The organism is Hasllibacter sp. MH4015 (assembly GCF_020177575.1).
Lineage (GTDB): Bacteria > Pseudomonadota > Alphaproteobacteria > Rhodobacterales > Rhodobacteraceae > Gymnodinialimonas.
The window spans coordinates 3,131,052-3,154,291 of record NZ_JAHTBK010000001.1; the positions used below are offsets into that span (position 1 = coordinate 3,131,052).

Sequence of the window (23,240 nt, forward strand, 5' to 3'; positions counted from 1 at the left end):
CCACGCCCCGGAAAAGGATCAGTTTACCGGAACAGCGCCAGGATGTTCTGAGGCGCCTGGTTGGCAATGGACAGCGACTGGGTCGCCAGCTGCTGCTGCACCTGAAGCGCCTGCAAACGAGCAGAGGCCTCTTCCATATCTGCGTCCACCAGCGTGCCGATCCCGGATTTCAGGGAATCGATCAGCTTGCCCACGAAGTCCGACTGCGTTTCGATCCGGCCCTGGGCCGAACCGAAGGCCGCCGCGGCGTCGATGGAATTCTGGATCAGCGTCTCAACGTTATCGAGCGCGGAATCCGCCCCCGCATTCGTGGTTACGTCCAGATTATCGAGGCCGAACAGACCGCCCGACGCCTCGCCCCCCGTCGATGCGCTCAATGCGATGGTGGTGGTGGAGGCGTTGTCATAGTCGATGGCCAACGAATAGGCGCCCGTGGTCTCGTTCTGCTGGACCTGCGTGGTCACACCATCGGGCGGGTTGGAGTCAATCGCCGTTTTCAGACCCCGTGCGACGTCTTCCATTGTCTCACCCTGGCCCGCGATGTAGCGGAACGCCGTGCCGGCAACCGTCACTTCGAAGCCATCACCTTCCGACACATTGGCGGCGGCGCTGAAGTCGATCGTCTCGGCCCGTTGCGCGATGGTGCCTGTGGTCTGGGTCAGGCCGGTGCTGCCGTTGAGCTCTTCGATATTGGCACCGGCACTACCGGACGTGTCGCCCAGCGTTGCGGCAACCTCGATATCGACCTCTGCGAAGGCGTTGGTGTTGGAAATCACCAATTCGCCCGCATTGGCACCGGCGGTGGCGGTGATACCGGGAATGTCGCGCGCATTAATCTCACCCTGCAGAAGCGTGGCAACGCCTGTGGCGTCTTCCGTGCCGTCGAGCGTGACGGTGATGGTGGACCCGCCGACCGTCAGGCTGAACGTGTCGTTCGCGGCAAAGCCGGTGGTCGTGCCTTCGGTGATCTGAATCTGCGCACTCAGCCCCGCCTGCGCGCCGCTTGTGGCCGACGCCGACCCGTTGAGCGAGCCAAGCGCCGTCAGATCGCCACCGGTCACGGCCGTCGTTCCGTAGGTGCCCGCGATGCTGCTCAGGTCCTGACGCTGAACCGTGATGTTAGAGGCGGCAACATTCCCGGAACCCGACCGGTCGAGGGACGAGAGGACGTTCACATCTTCGGTGCCGGACACGAGGTTCAGGCCGTTGAACTGCGCCGCGCCCACAACCGATTTGATCTGGTCGGTCAGCGCGTCGATGTCGGTCTGGATCTTGGCCCGGTCGACGTTCTCCTCCTGCGCGGCCACGATCTTGCCTTTGATCTCGGTCAGCAGGTCCGTCACGGTTTCGGAGGCGTTCCGGGCAACGGCGACGGTGGATTCCCCAAGGCTCAAGCTTTCCTGGATGCCCTTGAAGCCCTTCACGTCCGATTCCATCACCTTGGAAATCGCCCAGACGGCCGAATTGTCTTTCGCCGATGCCACGGATTTACCGGTGGAGATCTGCGATTGGGTTTCTTGCAAGTTCGCGTTGACCGATTTCAGGGTCTGAAGCGCGACCATGGCGCTGTTGTTGGTCAGAATGCTGGACATGAATGTCCCTTTCTTTGCTTTCCTTGGCGTGATTTTCCACGCCGGTCACAGGACAGCCTCCGCTTTGGCGGGGCATTGCGAGCGTCATTCTGACGGTTGCGGGTCGATCGTTCCGGCCCACGCCACCCCTCGGGTGCAGAGCCCGTTCTGGGCAGAGGGGGGTTAAACCGGCGTTAAGGCCCGGCTCGGCGATGCTGCTAATTTGATCCAACGCGAGCCGCTAGCGACGGGCGAGGGTTTTGCCCGGCGCTTCGCCATTGGCCCGGCTCTGGCCCGATGCATCATAGGTATTGAGGACCGGCGCGCGTACCGACCCCAACTGATCCCGCGCCCGCGCGACACCTGTCTGGGCCGCGCGCAGAAGCGTGGCATTGCGTGCGGACATCGCCTTGATCGCGGTCAGCTCCCCCGCACTGGCACCATCTTGGCGCAAACGCGCAAAAGCCTGTTCCAATTGCGCGGCCAATGGCTCCAGCCGCGCGAAGTCCCCGGCCAGCAGGGCCGTGTGCTGGGTTTCAAGGATAGAGCGGATGACATTCGCCGCCGGTTTTCGCAGCCCGAACATCACTCCGTTTCCGTCCGTGCCAGAAGGGAGGCGAAGATCGCCTCGGCAAGGCCGATGCCGCCCTGCTGCGCGATCGCGCGCGCGTGTTCGTGTCGCAGCATGGAAGACATCTGCTCCTCCCCGATGCCGCCACCGAAGCTTTCTCTCGCGCCGCCAAACCCTGCATGTTGCAGCATTTCGGCGAGGAAGGCGGCTTCAAGGTCTTCGGCAACCGCGCGGAGGCGGGCGGTCTGCGACGAGGGGTTCGCCTGCACCGGCGTAAGGCCGGAGGGGGTCAGAATCGGCTCGGACATCAAAGTCTCTCGCATTCGAGGGATTTCGACTCACCGTGACAGGCCCGCGTAAAGAATTCGTAAGGGGCTTGCGGGTTAGAGCGGGTCGGACACCAACAAACGGGCACCCAGAATGGTTGATCTGTTCCAGAACCTCCGCGCAACGGGCGCATCTGGCCCCACTTCCCAGGGGCATGATGCGGCAGGCGTGATACCCGACGGCTTCGCCTTTCTCACCGCATTCCAAGCGGATGGCACAGCGCAGAATTCCCTGATCCCGGCAGTCCCGGTTTCGGCGCAGGACAACGCGGACGGGAGCGCACGGGCCGACGACGTGCTGACCGTTTGGGTTTCATCCGAGCCCGTTTCGGTCGACGATCCCTTGAATATGCAGCCGCTGCCAGTGTCGGACGAGCCTCCCTTCGTCACGTCGGACCTGCCGGCCCCCACCGAACCCGGCGTCAAAGCGCCTATTCAAGCCATCGTTACGCCCATCGAGATGGTCACGACTATGGAGCCCCGTTCTATGCCGGTGCAGGAAGAGGACATCTTGCCGGTCCGCGTCCCGGTCCCGATCAGCGCGCCCGTCCAACCGACACCGCCCGCTACGTTAAACCCGGCGGCACCTCTACCGACCCTGGGCGCGCTGCCTGCACCTCAGCCTAGCCCGAATGTCACGACGGGTACGTGGCCGGGCGCTGACACGCTCGGCGCGAGCAATCCCGTTGCACTCGCCCCAGCGCAAATTTCCGCCGCGGTCCCGGTCGATCCTGACATTCCGTCGTCGGCTCAACCGATGCCAATGCCCGGTCTGGCACCGGCCCCGAGCCTATCAAAAGCGCCTCTTGCCAGCCCCACCCAGGCCATCCTTGCCGAACCATCCCCGCAGTCGGGCGCATTTTTTGCGCGGCCCGCTCAATTCGTAGAAGCACCCCCGCCTCTGCAGGTCCGAACGACGCCGATGCCCGCGCCGTCTGATGCCGCACCGATTCAATCCTCCGGTGCGCCGGCACCGCTGAAGTCTCCGCAATCCAAGAGCACGGCTGTGCCAGCACCCACCGCGCCAGCGCCACAACCCGTTCCACCGCCGCTGATTGAGCGAGCTGAACCCACCCCACTCACGCAACGCGCGGAACCCGCCTCGGCCCCGCTCACGTTCCTCCCAGCACTCGCACGCCCGCCAGTTGCGACCCCCTCCGAGCCAGTGCAGACAGCGCTGCTGACACCGGACCCAGCGCCTCGTCACTCTGCCCCGGAGCAACTGCCACCCCGCATTCCGCTCGATGAACCGGTCGCCATGCCCCGGATAGTCACCCCGCCTGCGCCTGCGACGGGCCCATCGGGAATCGTGACATCAGCACCGGTCCTGACACCAGCGCCGATCTTGACCGCGTATTCGCGCTCGGTTCTGCCCGTGGACGGAACGCCTTCGCTCGACCCGTTCGGCCTCCTCCAACCCCAAGTCACGCACACATTCTCCGCCACGCCGGTCGCGCCCATCATACCCCATGCGCCCCCGTCCTCCGCAACGGCCATTGCGCACCAGATCGCGGCGGCTATGGCGGATCTTGGTCCCGAGACGGGGCCGATGGAACTGGCCCTCGACCCGCCGGAACTTGGCCGCCTGCGCCTTCAAATCACCGAGGTGGCGGGAGTGCTCACCCTTTCCATCCATGCCGACCGCCCCGAAACCGTCGACCTGATGCGCCGACATCTGGACCTTCTGGCGCAGGAATTCGCGCGGTCGGGCCTTGATGCTCCGTCCGTGCGCATCGCCCAAGACGACGGCGGCGGCGGCAACTCCGCCCGACACGGCGCGCCCCGCGGTGGCGATGACGCGGATACGAACGAAACCGCTGCCCCGCAGCCCGAACGAACCGTCCTTCGCGTCACCGCGGACGGTGGCCTCGACATCCGAGTGTAGGAGACCCCATGGACGTCCTTCCCATTTCCCAGACCACCTCATCGGCCAACGGCGCCACCGCATCGGACGCGGCCTCCATCACGTCCGATTTCGAGTTGTTTCTTCGCCTTCTGACCACGCAGATGCAGAACCAGGATCCGCTCAACCCAACCGACAGTACCGAATACACCGCCCAGCTCGCCACGTTTTCCGGCGTCGAACAGCAGGTGCTGACCAATGACCTCCTGCGCGACTTGCAGGCCGGGTTCACCGCCATGAACATGGGGCAGTTATCCGGCTGGATCGGGTTGGAGGCGCGGGCCGAAATGCCGGTCAACTTTACCGGACAGGAGGTTGAGGTTCAGGTCGCCCCCGCCCCTCTTGCCGACCGAATGGAACTGATCGTGCGCGACCAGAACGGAGAGATGGTGGCCCGCACCCCGATCCCGTTATCCGATGAGCCCTACCAATGGCAGGGCCTCGACGAAAACGGGCAACCCTTGGCCGACGGCACCTACTTCCTCTCCGCCCAAAGCTGGTCGGGAGAGACGATGCTGGAAGAACGCGCCGCCTTCGTTCACGCCACGATCCAAGAGGCGCAGACCGTGAACGGTGAGGTCTGGCTTACGATGGACAACGGCATCTCGATCCCCGCCGATGGCGTGCAGGCGCTGCGCCGTGGCGACGGCTAGATCAGGCTGAGGATCGCGGCCAACGCGGCTCCGACAACCACGCCCCCCAGCCCGAGGGCCAGCCGTTCGGGCCAGACGGGACGCCGGTCCTGCCGGGGCGGGTGAGCCTGGGCGATCAGCGCCGCCTCGGCCAGTTGCGGCAGGCGTGGACCGAAGCGCGACAGAACCATCGCCGTACGGAAGAGGTCCCGTGCCACCGCCTGCGGTCCGATATTGCGGGCGATGTATTCTTCCACCACCGGGCGCGCAGCGGTCCAGATGTTCATGTCCTCGTCCAGCGACCTGGCCACCCCCTCGACCACGACCATGGTGCGCTGCAACAGGATTAGCTCCGTGCGCGTCTCCATCCCGAAGCGTTCCGTTACCTCGAACAGATAGGCCAGAAGGCGACCCATGGAGATACCGCTGGCATCCATCCCGAAAATCGGCTCCCCCACGGATCTGAGCGCTTGGGCAAACTCCGCCACATCGCGATCCTGGGGCACGTAGCCGGCCTCGAAATGCACCTCAGCGACGCGGCGGTAATCCTTGCGGATGAACCCCATCAGGATCTCCGCATAGACGCGCCGCGTATATTCATCCAACCGTCCCATGATCCCGAAATCCAGCGCCACGACATCGCCATTGGGCGCGACCTTCAGGTTGCCCTGGTGCATGTCGGCATGGAAAAATCCGTCGCGCAGCGCGTGGCGCAGGAACATCTGCAACACCGTCTGCGCAAGGGCCTTGCGGTCGTACCCGCCTACATCAATGGCCGCGAGATTGCTGAACGGCACCCCTTCGGCCCAGCCCAGCACCATCATCCGGCGCGAGCTGAGGCCCCATTCCACCGCCGGCACGACAAAGCCCTCATCGTCCTTGGTATTGGCCGCGAATTCACCCGCCGCCGAGGCCTCGATGCGCAAATCCAGCTCCTGCGTCACGACCCCTTCGAAATGGGTGATGACGTCGCGCGGTCGCAACCGGCGGGAGGACGGAGATAACGTCTCGATCAGCGTCGCCATGAGGTGAAAGGCGTCCACATCCTTGCGAAACGCCCGCTCAATGCCCGGACGAAGGATCTTCACCGCCACGTCGCGTCCGCCCTCGACCAACGTCGCGCGGTGCACCTGCGCGATGGAGGCGGCAGCAACGGGATCGGAGAACGCGCTGAAAATCTCATCGACGGGGCGGCCCATTTCCTCGGCCACGACGCGGCGTGCATCCGAGGTATCGAAGGGCGGCAGCTTGTCCTGCAGCACCTGCAATTCCGCTGCCATCTCCGGTCCGACCACATCCGCGCGGGTCGAAAGGATCTGCCCAAACTTGATGTAGGCCGGGCCAAGGGCCGTCAGGGCGCGGACCACGGGCGGCATGGTCGGATCACCTTTCAGGCCCAACCACTTGAACGGCCAGCCCAGCACACGGGCCGCCACCCGGATCGGGCGCGGCGCGTCCACGGCTTCCAGCACGGCACCCATGGCGCCCGTCCTCTCGAACGTCGCGCCGGTGCGCACCAGCCGCCAGATATTGTGGGGACCGCGCACCTAGAGCTTCCAGCCTGAATGCAGCGCGGCGATGCCCATCGACAGGTTGCGATATTTCACCTGCTCGAACCCCGCATCGCGGATCATGCCCGCGAAGGTCTCCTGATCCGGGAATTTGCGGATCGACTCGACCAGGTATTGATACGAGTCGCGATCTCCCGCGATCACCTGCCCCATGCGCGGGATCACGTTGAAGGAATAGAGGTCATAGAGTTTTTGCATTCCGTCATTGGGCAATTGCGAGAACTCCAGAACCATCAACCGGCCGCCGGGCTTCAAGACCCGGAAGGCTTCCGCGAGGGCCTCGTCGATGCGCACCACGTTCCGGATGCCGAAACTGATCGTGTAGACGTCGAAGCTGTTATCGGCAAAGGGCAGCGCCATCGCGTCGCCGCACACCCACGAAAGCTTGTCGGCCATCGCCTCGGCCTCGGCGCGCTTTTCGCCCTCGTCCAGCATGCTCTGGGTCATGTCGAAGACGGTCGCATGGGCACCGGGTGCGCGTTTCAGGAACCGAAAGGCGATATCCCCCGTGCCGCCCGCCACATCCAGAAGCCGCTGACCGTCGCGCGGCGCCAGCCAATCCATCATCGCATCCTTCCAGATGCGGTGGATGCCCACGCTCATCACGTCGTTCATCACGTCGTATTTGGACGCCACATTCGTGAACACCCCGTGGACCATCCCCGCCTTCTGATCCTCGGCCACATCCTGAAAGCCGAAGTGAGTCGTACGATCGTCCGCCATGGGCCTTGTCCTTTTGTATTCCCGCCCCTTCTTATAGGGGCCTGCCGGGGCGCTGCAACGCACCCCGATGACACATGAGGAAAGCCTGATTTGCCCGAACTTCCAGAGGTTGAGACAGTGCGTCGCGGGCTGCTGCCTGCGCTGGAGGGCGCTCGGATCACCACGGCGTCCGTGAACCGCCCCGATCTGCGCTGGCCGTTCCCCGACCGGATGGCCGACCGCCTGACCGGCGCACGCGTCACCGCGCTGCGCCGGCGGTCGAAATACATCCTCGCCGACCTCGATACCGGAGAGACGCTGTTGATCCATCTGGGCATGTCCGGGCGAATGACCGTGTCGGGCGATCCGTTGGGCCGGTTCCACCACACCCACCCCACGCCCGCGAAACACGACCATGTGGTGTTCGACACCGATACGGGCGCGCGGATCACGTTCAACGATGCCCGCCGGTTCGGTGCGATGGACCTTCTTGATACCGACACCCAGGACGAGCATTGGCTTTTGCGCGACCTGGGGCCGGAGCCGCTTGGCAATTCCTTCAACGAAGCCCACCTTATCGCGGCCTTCGCGGGCAAGCGCAGCCCCGTGAAATCCGCGCTTCTGGACCAGCGCATCGTGGCCGGCCTCGGCAATATCTACGTGTGCGAGGCGCTTTACCGCGCCGGAATTTCTCCTTTGCGCCACGCCGCGCGCATCGCACCGGGTCGAGTCGCGCGCCTGGTGCCGATCATCCGCGATGTATTGGCGGAAGCTATCGAAGCGGGGGGATCTTCCTTACGTGACCATCGGCAGGCGGACGGGGAACTGGGATATTTTCAACACACCTTTCTCGTGTATGGCCGCGAGGGTCAGCCCTGCCAAACCCCGGCCTGCGCTGAGAAAATTCGCCGCAAGGTACAGTCAGGGCGGTCCAGCTTCTACTGCGCGGCCTGCCAAAGGTAGTTGAAACCCCTGCCACCGGTGCTAAGCCTCAGGGCTCGTTTCAACAGCCGATGAGCGCATTCCATGGCCTACGAGACCCTGATCGTCGACGTCGAAGATCATATCTGCCTGATCAAATTGAATCGCCCCGATGCGCTCAACGCGCTCAACACGCAGCTTCTGGGCGAATTGGGCAAGGCGCTTGCCGCGGCCGAGGGCAATGACAAGGTCCGCTGCATCGTCATAACAGGCACCGACAAGGCATTCGCCGCCGGGGCCGACATCACCGAAATGGCCGAAAAGACTTTTGCCGACGTGGTATTCGAGGATCTCTTCGCCGAAGCCGCCGACAGCATCGCGCGCATCCGCAAGCCGATTATCGCCGCCGTGGCGGGCTATGCCCTGGGCGGCGGGTGCGAATTGGCGATGGCGTGTGATTTCATCATCGCCGCCGACAATGCCAAGTTCGGCCAGCCCGAGATCAACCTCGGTGTCATCGCCGGCATGGGCGGCACCCAGCGCCTGACCAAGCTGGTGGGCAAGTCAAAGGCAATGGACATGCATCTGACGGGGCGTTTCATGCCAGCCGAGGAGGCCGAGCGCGCGGGCCTTGTCAGCCGCATGGTCCCCGCCAAGAAGCTGATGGAGGAGGCGATGGCCGCCGCCGCGAAGATCGCCGAGAAATCCGCGATCTCCACCATGGCCGCAAAGGAAGCCGTGAACCGGGCGGAGGAGGTGAGCCTTTCCGAGGGACTCCTGTTCGAACGGCGCCTGTTCCATTCGATGTTCGCGACCGAGGATCAGTCCGAAGGCATGGCCGCCTTCATCGAAAAGCGCGAGCCGCAGTTCCGCGATAAGTAAGGCCGCGACGAAGGGGGCTTCCCTTCGCGGGCCAAATCCCCTATCAGCCGCGCCAGACATGCGTGTGAGGCCCGCCTTTTGGCCAGATTCGCCCGGTAGTGAACCCGGGGTCGGGACCACCCGCGTTGCACCTATTTCAATATGCCCGGGACTATCGGGCCGACGAAGGATCAGACACGATGGCAAATTCGCCCCAAGCCAAGAAACGCGCCCGCCAGAACGAGCGCCGCTTCCAGATCAACAAAGCCCGCCGTTCGCGCATCCGCACCCACCTGCGCCGCGTGGAAGAGGCGATCGCCTCGGGCGATCAAGCCGCCGCCGCCGAAGCGTTGAAGAATGTCCAGCCCGAGTTGATGCGCGGCGTCACCAAGGGGGTGATGCACAAAAACACCGCATCGCGGAAAATGTCGCGTCTTGCGTCCCGCGTGAAGGCGATGGGCGCCTGAGCCGCCGCATCTCCGACCACGACAAAGGCGTCCCTTCCCGGGGCGCTTTTTTTTGCGCGAGAGAAAATCGCAATGCGCTCAAGGCTCTAAATTGAGCCGCGAGATTCGATTGCCGGAGGTGGCCCGAGTCAAGCAAGAAGAGGTGTTGCGACGGGCGCGAGACTCCCGATACCTTCCCTCCAGCGAGTCAGACGCCTTGGGGGGCGGATGCGGGGTACGAACCCTGGTTCGATGCTGAAATTGCGCGGTGCCACGACACGTGGCGCATGACGTATCCGGCGGAATTGCCGTGGCACTTGGACAGGTGGGATTGGGACGGGCCGTGGCCATGTTGGCCGCGCGGCGTTCCTTTTTGTAGCCCGAATCTTCCCTTAGACCCACGAAGCGCGACACGACCAGACCCACGCCGGATCAACCGGCGGGTAACAGTTGTGTTGTTTGTTGTGGGTGGTGATTGGCGCGCGGTGGCAGAATTTTGGTGTATAACCGGTCCGTAAGCACAGGGCCGGGCAAGAAAAGGGACGGATAGAGGGAATGAACGACGACACATGGGGCCAAGTCCGCGAAGAACTGTTGCAAGCCGTCGGGCGCAACAATTTCAAAGCCTGGATCGAACCGATCGGCTTTGATCGGGTGGAGGACCGAACGGCGCATTTTCACGTGCCCACCGGCTTCATCGGATCCTGGGTGTCGAATAATTTCGGGGACCTGATCCTGCGCCATCTGTCGTCCCGCGGCGTCAGCGCCGACCGTGTCCAGTTTACCGTCGGCCCGCGCCGCGCCGCCCCCGCCGCTGCACCGCAGCCGGCCCTGGAAATGGCGGAAGCCGCTCCGGCGCGCCACCACGCGGAACCCGCTCCCCGGCCGCAACCCGCCCCGGCCGCCGCCGCCGGCGGCGCCGTCCCGCCGTCGCAACCGCCCGCAGCGTCCGTCGCCCCGCACCGCACCGTGGCGGAGCTTCACGGCACCAAGCTGAACCCGCTGTTCACCTTTTCCAATTTCGTCGTCGGCAAACCGAACGAGCTGGCCCATGCCGCCGCCCGCCGCGTGGCCGAAACCCTCGACGTGACCTTCAATCCGCTGTTCCTCTACGGCGGCGTCGGCCTCGGTAAGACACACCTGATGCACGCCATTGCCTGGGACCTTCAGGACCGCTTCCCCGATGCGAAGATCCTCTACCTGTCGGCGGAGCAGTTCATGCACCGCTTCGTCCGGGCGCTCCGTGAACAGGACACGTTCAACTTCAAGGAAACCTTCCGCTCGGTCGATATCCTGATGGTCGATGACGTGCAGTTCATCGCGGGCAAATCCTCCACCCAGCAGGAATTCTTCCACACCTTCAACGCGCTGGTGGAGATGGGCAAACAGATCGTCATCTCCGGCGACCGCGCGCCCGTCGATATGGAGGAGCTTGATGGCCGCATCGCCTCGCGCCTGCAAAGCGGACTGGTGGTGGACATTCACCCCACCGATTACGAATTGCGGATCAGCGTGCTGGAGCACAAGGCCGAGCTTCTTCGCCAGAAATACCCGCATGTGAAATTCGCCGACGGGGTGCTGGAATTCCTCGCCCGCAAAATCGCCTCCAACGTCCGCGAACTGGAGGGTGCCCTCAACCGCCTCTACGCCACCGGCGATCTGGTGCGCCGCGAAGTGACGGAGGATTTCGCCCGCGACAACCTCGCCGATATCCTGCGCGCCTCCGACCGCAAGGTCACGATGGACGAGATCATCAAGAAAACCTGCGAATATTATAAGCTCCGCCAGGTCGACATGATAAGCCAGAACCGCCAGCGCGCCATCGCGCGGCCCCGGCAGATGGCGATGTATCTCTGCAAGCGACTGACGCAACGCTCCCTGCCCGAGATCGGGAAGAAATTCGGCGGACGCGACCACACCACGATCCTCTACGGTGTGCGCAAGATCGAAGAGCTGATGCAGATCGACAGCCAGATCGCCGAAGACGCGGAATTGCTGCGGCGGATGCTGGAAGCCTGATTACCGGGTCCGGGGGGTTGACCACGCAACACCCCGCGCCCAAACCTTCATAAAACACCTTGTGATTGGCTGGGGTCCGGGACATTCTCGCGGCCCCGCCATCTGTCGGAGCCTGGGACATGAAACTCTCCATCGAACGCGCCACCCTTCTGCGCGCCGTCAGCCAAGCGCAATCGGTCGTGGAGCGGCGGAACACCATTCCGATCCTCGCCAATGTCCTGATCGAAGCCGACGGCGACAGCGTGTCGTTCCGGGCAACCGATCTGGATATCGAGGTGGTGGACAAGGCCCCGGCCCAGGTGGAGCGTGCGGGCGCAACAACCGTCAATGCCGTCACCTTCCACGAAATCGTGCGCAAGCTGCCCGACGGCGCGCTCGTTTCGCTGAACGAGGATAGCACCGCAGGCCGCCTGACGGTGGAAGCCGGACGCTCGACCTTCCAGCTGGCCACTCTGCCTCGCGAAGACTTCCCGGTCATGGCATCGACCGATTACGCCGCGAATTTCTCCGCCAAGGCGCCGGAGCTTCGGCGGCTGTTCGACAAATCCAAATTCGCCATCTCGACGGAAGAGACGCGCTATTACCTCAACGGTGTCTATTTCCACATCGCAACCGGCGAAAGCGGCGACAAGGTCCTTCGCGCCGTGGCCACGGATGGCCACCGCCTGGCCCGCATCGACAGCACCCTGCCCGACGGTGCCGCCGACATGCCCGGCGTGATCGTTCCGCGCAAGACGGTGGGCGAGTTGCGCAAACTCCTCGATGACGACGACGCGCAGATCGCCGTATCTGTCAGCGAGACCAAGATCCGCTTCGCCACGCCCGACATCACGCTGACCTCCAAAGTCATCGACGGCACGTTCCCCGACTACACCCGCGTCATCCCGATGGGGAACACACGCCGGATGGAAGTCGATGCCGGCGATTTCGCGAAGGCCGTGGACCTTGTGGCCACCGTCAGTTCCGAACGTTCCCGCGCCGTGAAGATGGCGTTGGATGAGGACCGGCTGGTCCTGTCCGTGAACGCCCCCGACAGCGGCAATGCGGAGGCCGAGCTGGCCGTTGCGTACGGCGATGAGAAGCTGGAGATCGGCTTCAACGCGAAATACCTGCTGGAAATCGCCTCACAGGTGGACCGGGAGAATGCGGTCTTCATGTTCTCCTCCCCCGCCGAGCCCACGCTGATGCGCGAAGGCAATGACGAAAGCGCGATCTACGTTGTCATGCCGATGCGCGTGTGACGTCTGCCGGATGCCTCCGGCGGGGATATTTTTGGCACATGGAAGACAGGGCGCGCGATGAGCCGGGTATTCGTCGCATCCCTCACCCTCTCGCATTTTCGGTCCCACAGGCGGGCGCGACTGGCGCTTGACGGACGGCCCGTGGCTTTGTTCGGGCCCAACGGGGCGGGCAAGACCAACCTGATGGAGGCCGTATCGCTGCTTAGCCCCGGGCGCGGGCTCAGGCGCGCGGCCTCCGATGAGATCATTCGCAGGCCCCAGGCGATCGGGTGGAAGGTCTCCGCCGAGGTCGAAGGCCCCGGGATCGGCCACGAGATCACGCTGACCGCCGAGCCCAGCACGGCGCGCGCCACCCAGATCGACGGCAAGACCGCGCCGCAGGTGGCACTCGCCAAGATCCTGCGCATCGTCTGGCTGGTGCCCGCGCAAGACCGGCTCTGGATGGAAGGGGCCGACGGGCGCAGGCGGTTTTTGGACCGCATCACGCTCAGCTTCCTGCCCGACCATGCGGAGGCGGTGCTGACCTATGAAAAGGCCATGCGCGAACGCAACCGCCTGCTGAAGGACGACGTCCGCGATCCCGCATGGTATCGCGCGCTGGAGGCGCAGATGGCCGGTGCCGCGACCCGCATCGTGGCCGGGCGGGAGGAGGCCCTGCGCCGCATCGCCGCCGCGCAGGTGGGGGCCGCCACCGCCTTTCCCGCCGCCGATCTGTCCATCGAGGTGGAGGTGCCCTGCACCACCGAGGACGATTTCCTCACCGCCTTCGCCGACAGCCGCCCCCGCGACATCGCCGCCGGACGCACGCTGATCGGCCCGCACCGCGCCGACATGGCCGCGATCTACCGCGACAAGGGCGTGGCGGCCAAGCAATGCTCCACCGGAGAGCAGAAGGCGCTGCTGATCTCCCTGATCCTCGCCAATGCCCGCGCCCTCAAGGCCGAGACCGGGGCCGCGCCGCTGGTGCTCCTGGACGAGGTCGCCGCGCACTTGGACGCGGGCCGCCGCGCCGCGCTCTTTGACGAGATCTGCGCGCTGGAGGCTCAAGCCTGGATGACCGGCACGGGGCCGGAATTGTTTGCGGAACTGGGCGAGCGGGCGCAGCATTTCGAGGTGACCGAGGTGGGTGGCGAAAGCCAGCTGGCCTAATTCTCAAGCATCATCGTCACGAAGGCGTCCGCGCGCTCCCATGTCTCACCGGGCGGGATGTCGAACTGATCGTAGAGCGCGCCGTTGCGGTGCCTGGGGTAGACCGCCTGCGCTGCCGCGTCCGTGTACCCGATCGGCAGGCCATAGCCCCAGCCGGTGTCGATCTCACAACGCCCGCCGAACTCGATCCAGACGTCGAGGCCATGATAGAACCGCACCCGCACATCGCCGCAGACCGTGCACAAGCTGTCTCCGAACGATGTCTCGAACACGCGGGAGACGACCAGATCGCCGCCCACGAGGATGACGCCGCCAGGGGTTTGGATCAGATCGGTGCAATGGAGATTGCCGGTCACGATCAGCACGGTATTCCCGTCCTCGCTCTCTGCCATCTGGCCAAACAGGTTCAACCGCCCGAACAGGGTCAGATCGCCGTCGACGATGACATAGCGGTGGCCCTGGGGTGGAGCGGTGGTGGCGTCCCCGTCGTGGTGAGCGATGGCGCGGGCCGCCTCCGCCGGGGGCATCTGCAGGCCGTCGGCGACGGCCGCAAGCGCCGGGGGAAGACCCTCCAGCAGGCGCGCGTATTGTGCTGTATCGATCGTGGTCCAGGCCATCGCGTTCTCCTCCAGGAATACACTCAATATATGGGGCAATCGCGTGACAATGCCCGCCCAAATGCGTATATCTTGGGCAACAATACGGGATAAGAAGAACATGAGCGACACACCCGCAAGCGGCGAAGACTATGGCGCCGATTCCATCAAGGTTCTCAAAGGGTTGGAGGCGGTTCGCAAGCGCCCCGGCATGTATATCGGCGACACCGATGATGGCAGTGGTTTGCACCACATGGTCTACGAGGTCGTGGACAACGGCATTGATGAGGCGTTGGCCGGTCACGCGGACGCGGTGACGGTCACGATCCACGCCGATAATTCCGTTTCCGTCTCCGACAATGGCCGCGGCATTCCGGTGGGCCTTCACGAGGAAGAAGGCGTATCCGCCGCCGAGGTCATCATGACCCAACTCCACGCAGGCGGTAAGTTCGACAGCAATTCCTACAAGGTCTCCGGCGGTCTGCACGGGGTCGGCGTGTCCGTCGTCAATGCGCTCTCCGATTGGTTGGAGCTGCGCATCTGGCGCGACGGCAAGGAACATGTCGCGCGGTTCGAAGGCGGGTTCACCACCAAGCATCTCGAAGTCGTCGGCGAATGCGGCGACCGCACCGGGACGGAGGTGCGCTTCATGGCCTCCACCGATACGTTCTCCAACCTCGATTATTCCTTCAAGACGCTGGAAAACCGCCTCCGCGAACTGGCCTTCCTGAATTCCGGCGTCCGCATCATCTTGCGCGATGAACGCCCGGCGGATGCGCTGGAAACCGACCTGTTCTACGAGGGTGGGGTGAAGGAATTCGTCCGCTACCTCGACCGGTCCAAGACCGCCGCCATGGAAGAGCCGATTTTCATCGAAGGCACGCGCGACGATATCGGCGTCGAGGTCGCGATGTGGTGGAACGACAGCTACCACGAAAACGTCCTGCCGTTCACCAACAACATCCCCCAGCGCGATGGCGGCACGCACCTGGCGGGCTTTCGCGGCGCGCTGACCCGCACGATCAACCTCTACGCGCAATCCTCGGGCATTGCGAAGAAGGAGAAGGTGAATTTCACCGGCGACGACGCGCGCGAGGGGCTGACCTGCGTTCTGTCCGTGAAGGTGCCGGACCCGAAATTCTCTTCCCAGACGAAGGACAAACTCGTCTCCTCCGAAGTGCGCCCCGCCGTGGAAGGCTTGGTGAACGAAAAGCTTCAGGAATGGTTCGAGGAGCATCCCCAGGAAGCGCGCCAGATCGTCGGCAAGATCATCGAAGCGGCGTTGGCCCGCGAAGCCGCCCGCAAGGCCCGCGAACTGACCCGGCGCAAGACGGCGATGGACGTCGCCTCGCTTCCCGGCAAACTCGCCGATTGCCAGGAAAAGGACCCCTCCAAGTCCGAGATTTTCCTGGTGGAGGGCGACAGCGCCGGCGGCTCCGCCAAGCAGGGCCGCTCGCGCCACAACCAGGCCGTCCTGCCCCTGCGCGGGAAGATCCTCAACGTCGAACGCGCGCGGTTCGACCGGATGCTCGGCAGTCAGGAGATCGGGACGCTCATCACCGCACTTGGCACCGGGATCGGGCGGGACGAATTCAACATCGAGAAACTGCGCTACCACAAGATCGTCATCATGACCGATGCCGATGTGGACGGTGCCCACATCCGCACGCTTCTGCTGACCTTCTTCTTCCGCCAGATGCCGGAGATCATCGAGGGCGGCTACCTCTATATCGCCCAGCCGCCCCTCTATAAGGTCAGCCGCGGCAAGTCTGAGGTCTATCTGAAGGATCAGGCCTCGCTTGAGGATTACCTCGTGGCCCAGGGCATCGAAGGCGCGTCGCTGCGCCTGCCCTCGGGGGAGGAGATCGCGGGCCAGGATCTTGCCCGCGTCGTCGAAGGGGCGCGCCACTTCAAGCGCATCCTCGATGCGTTCCCCACCCATTATCCCCGCCACATCGTCGAACAGGCCGCCATCGCGGGCGCGTTCGATGCGGGCAAGGCCGACAGCGATTTGCAGGGCGTCGCCGACGACGTCGCCAAACGGCTCGACCTCGTGGCCGTGGAATACGAACGCGGTTGGCAGGGGCGTATCACGCAGGATCACGGCATCCGCCTCTCCCGCGTACTGCGTGGCGTGGAGGAGATCCGCACGCTCGACGGCGCCGTCCTGCGCTCGGGCGAGGCGCGCAAGCTGTCGGAAGTCTCCAAGGACACCCGCATCGTCTACCGCGACCCCGCCACGCTGTCCCGCAAGGACCGGGAACAGCTCATCCACGGCCCGTCGGAGCTTCTGCAAGCGATCCTCGACGAAGGCGCCAAGGGCCAGCAGATGCAGCGCTACAAGGGTCTGGGCGAAATGAACCCCGACCAGCTATGGGAAACCACCCTCGATCCGGAGGCGCGCACGCTCTTGCAGGTCAAGATCGCCGATTTGGCCGATGCCGACGATATCTTCACCAAGCTGATGGGCGATGTGGTGGAGCCAAGGCGGGAATTCATCCAGGCCAACGCATTGAGTGTGGAAAACCTCGACTTTTAACCAAATGCGCTGCGCCCCTTCCATGTGCCGAAAATATCCCGGGGGTTTGGGGGCTGGCCCCCAATCTCTTGGTCTCGTCAAACCGTAGGGCGGGACTTGTCCCGCCATCCGCCCTACATTCCCTCCCACCAACAGGGGAGGGCCCCAAATGTCCGACGGTTTCGCCGATCTCATCACCCGCGCCAACGGGTTCTTCACCGACCTCAGTGCCAACAACAACCGTGAGTTCTACGAGGCCCACAAAGCCACCTACAACGCGGACATCAAGAAGCCGGCCGAGCTTCTCGCCGATCTCTTTGCGGAGGATCTCGCCAAGGCCACCGGCACGGCGCACAAGCCCAAACTCTTTCGCATCCACCGCGATGTGCGCTTCTCCAAGGACAAGACCCCCTACAATACGCATTTGCATCTGCTCTGGTCGCAACCGGTTCAGGCGCCCACGCCCGCATGGTTCTTCGGCAGCGCCCCCGATTACCTCCTGCTCGGGATGGGGGTGATGAACCTCGAAAAGGACAGCCTCACCGCCTACCGCACCATGGTCGACCGCCACGGCGACGAGCTGACGGACGCGATGGATGCCGCGCACAAGGCCATCGGCGCGCGGTTGAGCGATTGGGGCCCCGATCCGCTCAAGCGGGTGCCAAAAACCCTTCGACCCCGACCATCCCCATGGCGATCTGCTCAAAAGCAAGGCCTTTGCCGTGACGGCGGACCTGCCCCCGGGCTGGGAAAAGGCGGGGCTGCTCAAGACGCTCAACGCAATGGTCCCGGCGTTTCTCCCGATCCACGCGATTCTCTCGGACGCCTTTCCCGGCTGACCCGATCGCCCAAACGATTCGAATCGCGCGCCCGGGGTAAGGGCAGCCTTACCTTAAGCCCCGCTTCATCCGAATCCCGCCCCAAGGGCCCGATCTCCCAAACTGCGGGATACCCTTACCTTGGGTGATGACACCCGATAACACGCGCCCGACGGGGCGATGACACGATGCTATCGGGCCCATTTCCGACGTCGCGTCACATGGTACCTTCATCATTTTTTATATCGTAATTTCAAAACACTAAGACAATGACATCCGATAACATCGGGGCGTTATGACCTTTCTTCGCGTTGAAATTGTCTGTCAAGGCAGGTTGGGGCCAATTTGAGTTCATCGGCTCACAGGGCATTACCCGAAACGAGCTGCACAACACCTGAACCTGAAACACACACCTGAACCAAAACTTCATTTTAATAGGAATTCACACAATGAAACTCGCACTGATCAAAACCGCCGCCGTCTCCATCGCTCTGATCGCCGCTGCCGGCTCCGCTTCCGCCTGCAACCTGGCAACCGCCAACCAGTGGGGTTGGGGCAACGGTGCCGGCGTGACCCAGCTGGGTAACTGCAACAACACCGCCGTGTCGCAGGGCGGCTGGGGCAACCAGGCGATCGGCTACACCGACGGTGACTTCAACACGACCGCCATCGGCCAGGAAGGCGCGTTCAACAACGCCTACTCCCAGCAGACCGGTTTCGCGAATGCCAACGGCATCGCCCAGTTCGGTGTCGGCAACGACGCATCGGTCGTCAGCGACGGTGCCTTCAACTCCGGCGCTGTGATCCAGGTCGGCAACGGCCAGTCCGGTCACATCAGCCAGAGCGGCGTCGGCAACACCGCCAACATCATCCAGGCCAACTAAGCCTGGCCCATCCGGCGGCGGGGTGCCCCTTCCTTCCCCTCCTCATCCCGCCGCCGGATCATTTTCCAAGACCCAGATATTTCACCACCCCAAACCCAATTTTTTGAAAGGACAGGCCAATGACCAAGATTTCCAAATCCCGCACGGCCCTCGGCCTCGCCGCGATCAGCACGGCCGTCCTGGGCTGCACCGCGATCTCTGCCGAAACCGACAGCATGACCCGCGAAGCCCACGCCCAAGCCACCGCACCCGTCGCATGTGCCGTGAACATCCAGACCTCCGGCAACGGCTTCGTGCTGGAACCGGTCGTGCAGGCCAACGAGGCCGTCTCCGGCATCTACCAGCTGCGCGTCGAAGGCCCCGGCACCCGCATGAACCAGGGTGGCCCGTTCTCGGCCAATGCCGGTCAGACGGTCGAACTTGGCCGTATGCAAATGTCCGGCTCCGCCTCCAGCCTTGATGCGGAACTGACCCTCACCATCGACGGCCGCAATTACAGCTGCCCCGTGTCCCTCTAACCCCAAGACCTCAATACAAACCCTTTTATCCGATCCTTTTTAACCAACCTATTTTTCCAAGGAACACTGCCATGTTTAAGAAAACCTTTACCGCCCTCGCCCTCGTTGCCGCCACCGCAGCCACGACCGTTCCCGTCGCCGCCCAGCAGATCAGCTTCGGCATCAACGCCCAGACCCAGGAAGAAGCGGACCTGATCCGCGGTGGCCTGGTGCTCTTCCAGATCGCCAACGGCGCTGACCCGGTGGAGACGCTTCAGCAGGCCGCCAACGGTTCGGTCGGCGTGATCCACCAGGAAGGCAACGGCCATAACGGCTCCATCGCCCAGAACGGCAACGCAGCCGGCGGCGTCTTCCAGTTCGGTGAGAACACCGACGCCCACCTCGTTCAGGGCAACGGCGATGCCGACCTGACCTTCGTATTCGGCTGGTAATCCCCTTACCCAGCCCACCCAGTTCGGTTCCCCTTCACCGGGGCGCCGGAACCCCGGACGCTCGATCGACCCAAGCCCCCGTTTCCCCTGACTGATCGGGCGTCCGGACCTCTCCATCCCCTCCTTCCCCCCAAGGGAAGATCGTCCCTTTGACGTGTCCCACCTCCCCCGGCCGAAGCGGTCGGGGGCTTTTTCTTGTGCTTGTGGAGCGAAGCCGAATTATGCGACGGCTCAGCCATCCGTTTGCAAGGGGTGCCTTGGTGGCCCGATTCCGGTTCCATGGATTGTTGCCCTTCTTGCTGCTGCTCTTCGTCGGCACGCTCAGCAATTCTGCCATCGTCCCGTTCATGGGCTTCTTCCTGATCGATGGGCTGGGGCAAGCGCCTTGGATTCTCAGCGTCTATTCCGGTCTGGCCATTGCACTGACCGTGGGCACCAACCGCGCCTTCGGGCGGCGGATCGATGGCGGCGCGCCGGTCTTTCCCCTGATCGGCCTTGCGGCGGGCGGCTATGCGCTGGCGGCACTGGCGCTCAGCCTGTCACCCAGCCTCCCGGTTATGCTGACCATGGGCGCGCTTGGCTTCGGGCTCAGCGCGTCGGCGATCTCCACCATGTTCAGCCTTGGCGGCCATCTGGCGGAAGGGGCGAGCATCGACCGTCCGCGCTTCAATGCGATCATGCGGGCCACAACCTCGACCGCGTGGATGATCGGCCCCGCGCTCAGCTTTCTGGCGGCCGGCCTTTATGGCCCCGCCATTGTGTTCAAGGGGGCGATGGCACTCGGCCTTCTCTGGCTTGCCCTATGGTGGACATCCCTGCCGCGAAACGCGACAGCCAAGGCACCCCCCAGACCGGTCGATCCCGGCACCACCATCGCACCTCCCAAGGGTCTGGCACTCGCCGCTGCCTTCGTGTTCTGCCTGTCCATCGCCCATGGCCTCACTTTCTCGGCCCTGCCATTGTTCTTCACGCAAGAGGTCGGTCTGCCCGATTTCGCTCCCGGGACCGCCTTCAGCGTCAAGACGTTCGTGGAAGTCATCGCGATCTTCTCCACCCCTGTCCTGATGGCCCGCTTCGGCCTGCGCGCGCCTCTGATGGCGGCGACCTTACTGGCCATCGGCGCAATCCTTGTCCTCGCTTCGGTCAGCACGCTGCCCCAGATGCTTTTCGGCGCGGCGCTAGAGGGGCTCTATTACGGGCTCTTCGCCAGCCTCGGGATTTCCTACGTGCAAAGCTTCGCGCCCGACCGTCCGGCGCAGGCCACGGCGATGTATTGGAATGCGCTGATGATCAGCGGCTTGCTCGCCGGTCCCGCCGTGGGCCTGATTGCGCAGATCAGCAGTTTCCAGACGGTGATCTACACGTCGTCCGCCGTGGCGGCGCTAGCCGCGCTGATTCTTCTGGCGGGCGGTCGCACGCGGACCTGACCCCGGCTCAGGGCACCGACGCGTTACCGCCCCAGATGCATCTCGCCCCGCGCCTTGGCCAAGGCGATCTGCTTCTGCCGCTCCCGGAACCGCGCGCGATCCGCATCGCTGTGGAGGTCGATGCATCGGTGGCAAGATACGCCCTCCTCGAAGGCCCCACGCTCGCGATCCTCCGCCGTAATCGGCTGCCGACAGGCGCGGCACAGGTCATATGGCAGTTCCCTCAACCCGTGGCCCACGGCGACCCGCTCGTCGAACACGAAGCAGCCGCCCTGCCACAGGCTTTCCTCCTCCGGCACCTCTTCGAGGTATTTCAGAATGCCGCCTTTGAGGTGGTACACCTCCTCCACCCCCTGCGCTTTCAGGAACGCGGTGGACTTCTCACACCGGATGCCGCCCGTGCAGAACATCGCAATCCGCTTGTTTCCGAACCGCTCCTTGTTCTCGTCCCACCATTTCGGAAAATCGCGAAAGCTCGTCGTCTCCGGGTCCACCGCCCCCTCAAACGTCCCAATCGCCACCTCGTAATCGTTCCGCGTATCAATCACCGCCACGTCCGGCGCCTGGATCAGCGCGTTCCAATCGGCGGGGTCCACATGGGTCCCGACCGAGGCCGGGTCCAGCCCCGGCGCGCCCATCGTCACGATCTCCTTCTTGAGCCGCACCTTCAGCTTCCCGAACGGCGGAGCCTCCGCATGGCTCTCCTTCCATTCCAACCCGGCAAATCCGGGCAAAGCCCGAATGTGCGCCAAAACCGTATCAATCCCCTTGCGCGACCCCGCAATCGTCCCGTTGATCCCCTCCGGCGCAATCAACAACGACCCCCTCACCCCTGCGTTGCACGCAACGTCCGCCAACGGCCCCTTCACGGTGGAAGGGTCCGGCACTTTGGCGAAATGATAGAGGGCAGCAACAGTGACCATGGGGCGCGGCTTAATCCAGCTTCCGTCCCGTCGCAATCTCGGCGGCGTCCCCAATCGCCTCACGAAGTTCCTCAAGGCTCAGTCCGGGCGGCATCTCAAAATCCATGACCGAGTGGCGCCGTGTGCGCGTCTGAACCTGAAGCATGCGATACAGCTTGATGGTCGCAATCTCGATGCCTCGAATATCGGCGTAATCCACTCGCTGGACGCCCCGTCTGAGCAAAGTCCCCGGCATCTCCAAATGGGTCGGGCCCAACACGATGGCACGTTCACCGACCAGATCACGGATCAGAACGTACCCCGACACGGCCGCAAAGATCAGAGACGTGACAAAAAAGAAAACCGACGCGCCTCCCGCGCCGCTCATCGCTGCATTGAACGCGCTCGCGGCGATCAAGCCGAACAGGATCACACCGCAAACAAATACAAATGGCCGCGCCCGGATCGGGATGCGGCTCATCGGTTCATCTGCTTGAGGTCCACTCACGTCTTGCTCCATGATCCGATTCAGATAGCCCTTGGACTAGGATGCAAGGAAGCCTCGAATGACCCAAGCCCTCATCGTCATCGACGTGCAAAACGACTTTTGCCCCGGCGGCGCGCTCGCTGTGCCTGAGGGTGACGTAATCGTCCCCGGTATCAACGCGCTTATGGCCGACTTCCCCGCCGTTATCCTCACCCAGGATTGGCACCCGGCGGGGCATTCCTCCTTCGCCTCGACCCATGATGCCGAGCCGATGACCATGACCGAAATGCCCTACGGTCCCCAGGTGCTCTGGCCCGATCATTGCATCCAGGGCTCCATCGGCGCGCAGTTTCACCCGGACCTCACAATCGACCGCGCGGACCTCATCATCCGCAAGGGCTACAACCCCGCCATCGACAGCTATTCCGCCTTCTTCGAGAATGACCACACCACGCCCACCGGCCTCGAAGGCTACCTGCGGACGCGCGGCATCACGGACCTCACCATGGTCGGCCTCGCCACGGATTTCTGCGTGAACTTCTCCGCCGTGGATGCCGCGAAACTGGGCTTCAACGTCACCGTGCGGGAGGATCTGACCCGCGCCATCGACTTCGACGGCTCCCTTAATGCCGCCCGAGAAGGGATGCGCGAAACCGGTGTCCTCTTGGCATGATCCCACCGCTCGCCAGCCAGATCACCGAAGCCCTCTCGGGCGAGAGCCAAATCCGCGCCGTCTTTCTTGGCGG

The 23,240-nt window shown here is 63.8% G+C and carries 23 protein-coding genes; 15 read left to right on the forward strand and 8 right to left on the reverse strand.

The genetic code is table 11. The annotated features are described in order from the left end of the window. Positions 1 to 23 precede the first annotated feature (23 nt). The 3 genes from KUW62_RS16030 to KUW62_RS16040 form a co-directional block, all read right to left on the reverse strand. Complete coding sequence (locus tag KUW62_RS16030; RefSeq protein WP_224816468.1) at positions 24 to 1,592, reverse strand: flagellin; 1,569 nt, start codon at positions 1,590 to 1,592, stop codon at positions 24 to 26. A 220-nt stretch (positions 1,593 to 1,812) separates the two neighbouring features. Beyond that, the gene (locus KUW62_RS16035; protein ID WP_224816469.1) at positions 1,813 to 2,157 is read right to left on the reverse strand and encodes a hypothetical protein; all 345 of its coding nucleotides are present in this window, start codon (positions 2,155 to 2,157) and stop codon (positions 1,813 to 1,815) included. Continuing rightward, complete coding sequence (locus tag KUW62_RS16040; RefSeq protein WP_224816470.1) at positions 2,157 to 2,450, reverse strand: rod-binding protein; 294 nt, start codon at positions 2,448 to 2,450, stop codon at positions 2,157 to 2,159. Before KUW62_RS16040 ends, KUW62_RS16035 begins: the two co-directional genes overlap by 1 nt. 1,363 nt (positions 2,451 to 3,813) lie before the next feature. Between KUW62_RS16040 and KUW62_RS16045 the strand changes: the two genes are divergently transcribed. Together KUW62_RS16045 and KUW62_RS16050 are read left to right on the forward strand one after the other, a co-directional pair. Next, positions 3,814 to 4,353, forward strand: a complete 540-nt coding sequence (locus KUW62_RS16045) for a flagellar hook-length control protein FliK (protein ID WP_224816471.1) — start codon at positions 3,814 to 3,816, stop codon at positions 4,351 to 4,353. An 8-nt stretch (positions 4,354 to 4,361) separates the two neighbouring features. After that, positions 4,362 to 5,024, forward strand: a complete 663-nt coding sequence (locus KUW62_RS16050; protein ID WP_224816472.1) for a flagellar hook capping FlgD N-terminal domain-containing protein — start codon at positions 4,362 to 4,364, stop codon at positions 5,022 to 5,024. Here the strand turns inward: KUW62_RS16050 and ubiB are convergent. Both ubiB and ubiE read right to left on the reverse strand, forming a co-directional pair. After that, a complete protein-coding gene (gene ubiB, locus KUW62_RS16055) occupies positions 5,021 to 6,550 on the reverse strand; it encodes a 2-polyprenylphenol 6-hydroxylase (RefSeq protein WP_224816473.1) in 1,530 nt (509 codons plus the stop codon). The genes KUW62_RS16050 and ubiB overlap by 4 nt on opposite strands. Further along, positions 6,551 to 7,297, reverse strand: coding sequence for a bifunctional demethylmenaquinone methyltransferase/2-methoxy-6-polyprenyl-1,4-benzoquinol methylase UbiE (ubiE, locus tag KUW62_RS16060; RefSeq protein ID WP_224816474.1), 747 nt, complete (start codon positions 7,295 to 7,297; stop codon positions 6,551 to 6,553). 90 nt (positions 7,298 to 7,387) lie between these two features. Between ubiE and mutM the strand changes: the two genes are divergently transcribed. The 6 genes from mutM to recF all read left to right on the forward strand — a co-directional run bounded on the left by mutM (position 7,388) and on the right by recF (position 13,913). Next, positions 7,388 to 8,239 (forward strand): bifunctional DNA-formamidopyrimidine glycosylase/DNA-(apurinic or apyrimidinic site) lyase, encoded by an 852-nt coding sequence (gene mutM / locus KUW62_RS16065; RefSeq protein ID WP_224816475.1) that lies wholly within the window; start codon positions 7,388 to 7,390, stop codon positions 8,237 to 8,239. 63 nt (positions 8,240 to 8,302) lie between these two features. Next, positions 8,303 to 9,079, forward strand: coding sequence for an enoyl-CoA hydratase (locus KUW62_RS16070; protein WP_224816476.1), 777 nt, complete (start codon positions 8,303 to 8,305; stop codon positions 9,077 to 9,079). 179 nt (positions 9,080 to 9,258) lie between these two features. Further along, the gene (rpsT, locus tag KUW62_RS16075) at positions 9,259 to 9,525 is read left to right on the forward strand and encodes a 30S ribosomal protein S20 (RefSeq protein ID WP_224816477.1); all 267 of its coding nucleotides are present in this window, start codon (positions 9,259 to 9,261) and stop codon (positions 9,523 to 9,525) included. A 534-nt stretch (positions 9,526 to 10,059) separates the two neighbouring features. Then, positions 10,060 to 11,523 carry a chromosomal replication initiator protein DnaA gene (gene dnaA / locus KUW62_RS16080; protein ID WP_224816478.1) on the forward strand — a complete coding sequence of 488 codons (1,464 nt, stop codon included), beginning with the start codon at positions 10,060 to 10,062 and terminating at the stop codon, positions 11,521 to 11,523. Positions 11,524 to 11,642: 119 nt separating this feature from the next. Further along, positions 11,643 to 12,764 carry a DNA polymerase III subunit beta gene (dnaN, locus tag KUW62_RS16085; RefSeq protein ID WP_224816479.1) on the forward strand — a complete coding sequence of 374 codons (1,122 nt, stop codon included), beginning with the start codon at positions 11,643 to 11,645 and terminating at the stop codon, positions 12,762 to 12,764. 57 nt (positions 12,765 to 12,821) lie between these two features. Beyond that, positions 12,822 to 13,913 carry a DNA replication/repair protein RecF gene (recF, locus tag KUW62_RS16090; RefSeq protein ID WP_224816480.1) on the forward strand — a complete coding sequence of 364 codons (1,092 nt, stop codon included), beginning with the start codon at positions 12,822 to 12,824 and terminating at the stop codon, positions 13,911 to 13,913. On the opposite strand, the gene KUW62_RS16095 is transcribed toward recF, so the two are convergent. Beyond that, on the reverse strand, positions 13,910 to 14,557 hold the full coding sequence (locus KUW62_RS16095) for a hypothetical protein (RefSeq protein WP_224816481.1): 648 nt from the start codon (positions 14,555 to 14,557) through the stop codon (positions 13,910 to 13,912). The genes recF and KUW62_RS16095 overlap by 4 nt on opposite strands. A gap of 73 nt (positions 14,558 to 14,630) precedes the next feature. On the opposite strand from KUW62_RS16095, the gene gyrB reads away from it, so the two are divergent. From gyrB to KUW62_RS16125, 6 genes are all read left to right on the forward strand, one after another. Continuing rightward, positions 14,631 to 17,048: a DNA topoisomerase (ATP-hydrolyzing) subunit B gene (gyrB, locus tag KUW62_RS16100; protein WP_224816482.1), complete on the forward strand. Its 2,418-nt coding sequence runs from the start codon at positions 14,631 to 14,633 to the stop codon at positions 17,046 to 17,048. Between the two features lie 148 nt (positions 17,049 to 17,196). Next, positions 17,197 to 17,994 carry a DUF2461 domain-containing protein gene (locus KUW62_RS16105; protein ID WP_224816483.1) on the forward strand — a complete coding sequence of 266 codons (798 nt, stop codon included), beginning with the start codon at positions 17,197 to 17,199 and terminating at the stop codon, positions 17,992 to 17,994. Between the two features lie 300 nt (positions 17,995 to 18,294). Next, positions 18,295 to 18,729, forward strand: coding sequence for a hypothetical protein (locus KUW62_RS16110; protein WP_224816484.1), 435 nt, complete (start codon positions 18,295 to 18,297; stop codon positions 18,727 to 18,729). Positions 18,730 to 18,848: 119 nt separating this feature from the next. Beyond that, complete coding sequence (csgH, locus tag KUW62_RS16115) at positions 18,849 to 19,247, forward strand: curli-like amyloid fiber formation chaperone CsgH (protein ID WP_224816485.1); 399 nt, start codon at positions 18,849 to 18,851, stop codon at positions 19,245 to 19,247. Between the two features lie 71 nt (positions 19,248 to 19,318). Beyond that, on the forward strand, positions 19,319 to 19,678 hold the full coding sequence (locus KUW62_RS16120; RefSeq protein WP_224816486.1) for a hypothetical protein: 360 nt from the start codon (positions 19,319 to 19,321) through the stop codon (positions 19,676 to 19,678). A gap of 260 nt (positions 19,679 to 19,938) precedes the next feature. Continuing rightward, on the forward strand, positions 19,939 to 21,105 hold the full coding sequence (locus KUW62_RS16125) for an MFS transporter (RefSeq protein ID WP_224816487.1): 1,167 nt from the start codon (positions 19,939 to 19,941) through the stop codon (positions 21,103 to 21,105). A 23-nt stretch (positions 21,106 to 21,128) separates the two neighbouring features. On the opposite strand, the gene KUW62_RS16130 is transcribed toward KUW62_RS16125, so the two are convergent. After that, positions 21,129 to 22,028, reverse strand: coding sequence for a rhodanese-related sulfurtransferase (locus tag KUW62_RS16130; RefSeq protein ID WP_224816488.1), 900 nt, complete (start codon positions 22,026 to 22,028; stop codon positions 21,129 to 21,131). A 10-nt stretch (positions 22,029 to 22,038) separates the two neighbouring features. Continuing rightward, complete coding sequence (locus KUW62_RS16135; RefSeq protein WP_224816489.1) at positions 22,039 to 22,527, reverse strand: hypothetical protein; 489 nt, start codon at positions 22,525 to 22,527, stop codon at positions 22,039 to 22,041. Between the two features lie 46 nt (positions 22,528 to 22,573). Here KUW62_RS16135 and pncA point away from each other — a divergent pair, with 46 nt between their 5' ends. Further along, complete coding sequence (gene pncA, locus KUW62_RS16140) at positions 22,574 to 23,167, forward strand: bifunctional nicotinamidase/pyrazinamidase (protein WP_224816490.1); 594 nt, start codon at positions 22,574 to 22,576, stop codon at positions 23,165 to 23,167. Positions 23,168 to 23,240: the final 73 nt, after the last annotated feature.

What these genes read in the sequence shown, in the direction of transcription:
- KUW62_RS16030 (WP_224816468.1), bottom strand. Translation starts at nt 1,592, where the DNA reads ATGTCCAGCATTCTGACCAACAACAGCGCCATGGTCGCGCTTCAGACC.
- KUW62_RS16035 (WP_224816469.1), bottom strand. Translation starts at nt 2,157, where the DNA reads ATGTTCGGGCTGCGAAAACCGGCGGCGAATGTCATCCGCTCTATCCTT.
- KUW62_RS16040 (WP_224816470.1), bottom strand. Translation starts at nt 2,450, where the DNA reads ATGTCCGAGCCGATTCTGACCCCCTCCGGCCTTACGCCGGTGCAGGCG.
- KUW62_RS16050 (WP_224816472.1), top strand. Translation starts at nt 4,362, where the DNA reads ATGGACGTCCTTCCCATTTCCCAGACCACCTCATCGGCCAACGGCGCC.
- ubiE (WP_224816474.1), bottom strand. Translation starts at nt 7,297, where the DNA reads ATGGCGGACGATCGTACGACTCACTTCGGCTTTCAGGATGTGGCCGAG.
- KUW62_RS16070 (WP_224816476.1), top strand. Translation starts at nt 8,303, where the DNA reads ATGGCCTACGAGACCCTGATCGTCGACGTCGAAGATCATATCTGCCTG.
- rpsT (WP_224816477.1), top strand. Translation starts at nt 9,259, where the DNA reads ATGGCAAATTCGCCCCAAGCCAAGAAACGCGCCCGCCAGAACGAGCGC.
- dnaA (WP_224816478.1), top strand. Translation starts at nt 10,060, where the DNA reads ATGAACGACGACACATGGGGCCAAGTCCGCGAAGAACTGTTGCAAGCC.
- dnaN (WP_224816479.1), top strand. Translation starts at nt 11,643, where the DNA reads ATGAAACTCTCCATCGAACGCGCCACCCTTCTGCGCGCCGTCAGCCAA.
- recF (WP_224816480.1), top strand. Translation starts at nt 12,822, where the DNA reads ATGAGCCGGGTATTCGTCGCATCCCTCACCCTCTCGCATTTTCGGTCC.
- gyrB (WP_224816482.1), top strand. Translation starts at nt 14,631, where the DNA reads ATGAGCGACACACCCGCAAGCGGCGAAGACTATGGCGCCGATTCCATC.
- KUW62_RS16105 (WP_224816483.1), top strand. Translation starts at nt 17,197, where the DNA reads ATGTCCGACGGTTTCGCCGATCTCATCACCCGCGCCAACGGGTTCTTC.
- KUW62_RS16110 (WP_224816484.1), top strand. Translation starts at nt 18,295, where the DNA reads ATGAAACTCGCACTGATCAAAACCGCCGCCGTCTCCATCGCTCTGATC.
- csgH (WP_224816485.1), top strand. Translation starts at nt 18,849, where the DNA reads ATGACCAAGATTTCCAAATCCCGCACGGCCCTCGGCCTCGCCGCGATC.
- KUW62_RS16120 (WP_224816486.1), top strand. Translation starts at nt 19,319, where the DNA reads ATGTTTAAGAAAACCTTTACCGCCCTCGCCCTCGTTGCCGCCACCGCA.
- KUW62_RS16130 (WP_224816488.1), bottom strand. Translation starts at nt 22,028, where the DNA reads ATGGTCACTGTTGCTGCCCTCTATCATTTCGCCAAAGTGCCGGACCCT.
- KUW62_RS16135 (WP_224816489.1), bottom strand. Translation starts at nt 22,527, where the DNA reads ATGGAGCAAGACGTGAGTGGACCTCAAGCAGATGAACCGATGAGCCGC.
- pncA (WP_224816490.1), top strand. Translation starts at nt 22,574, where the DNA reads ATGACCCAAGCCCTCATCGTCATCGACGTGCAAAACGACTTTTGCCCC.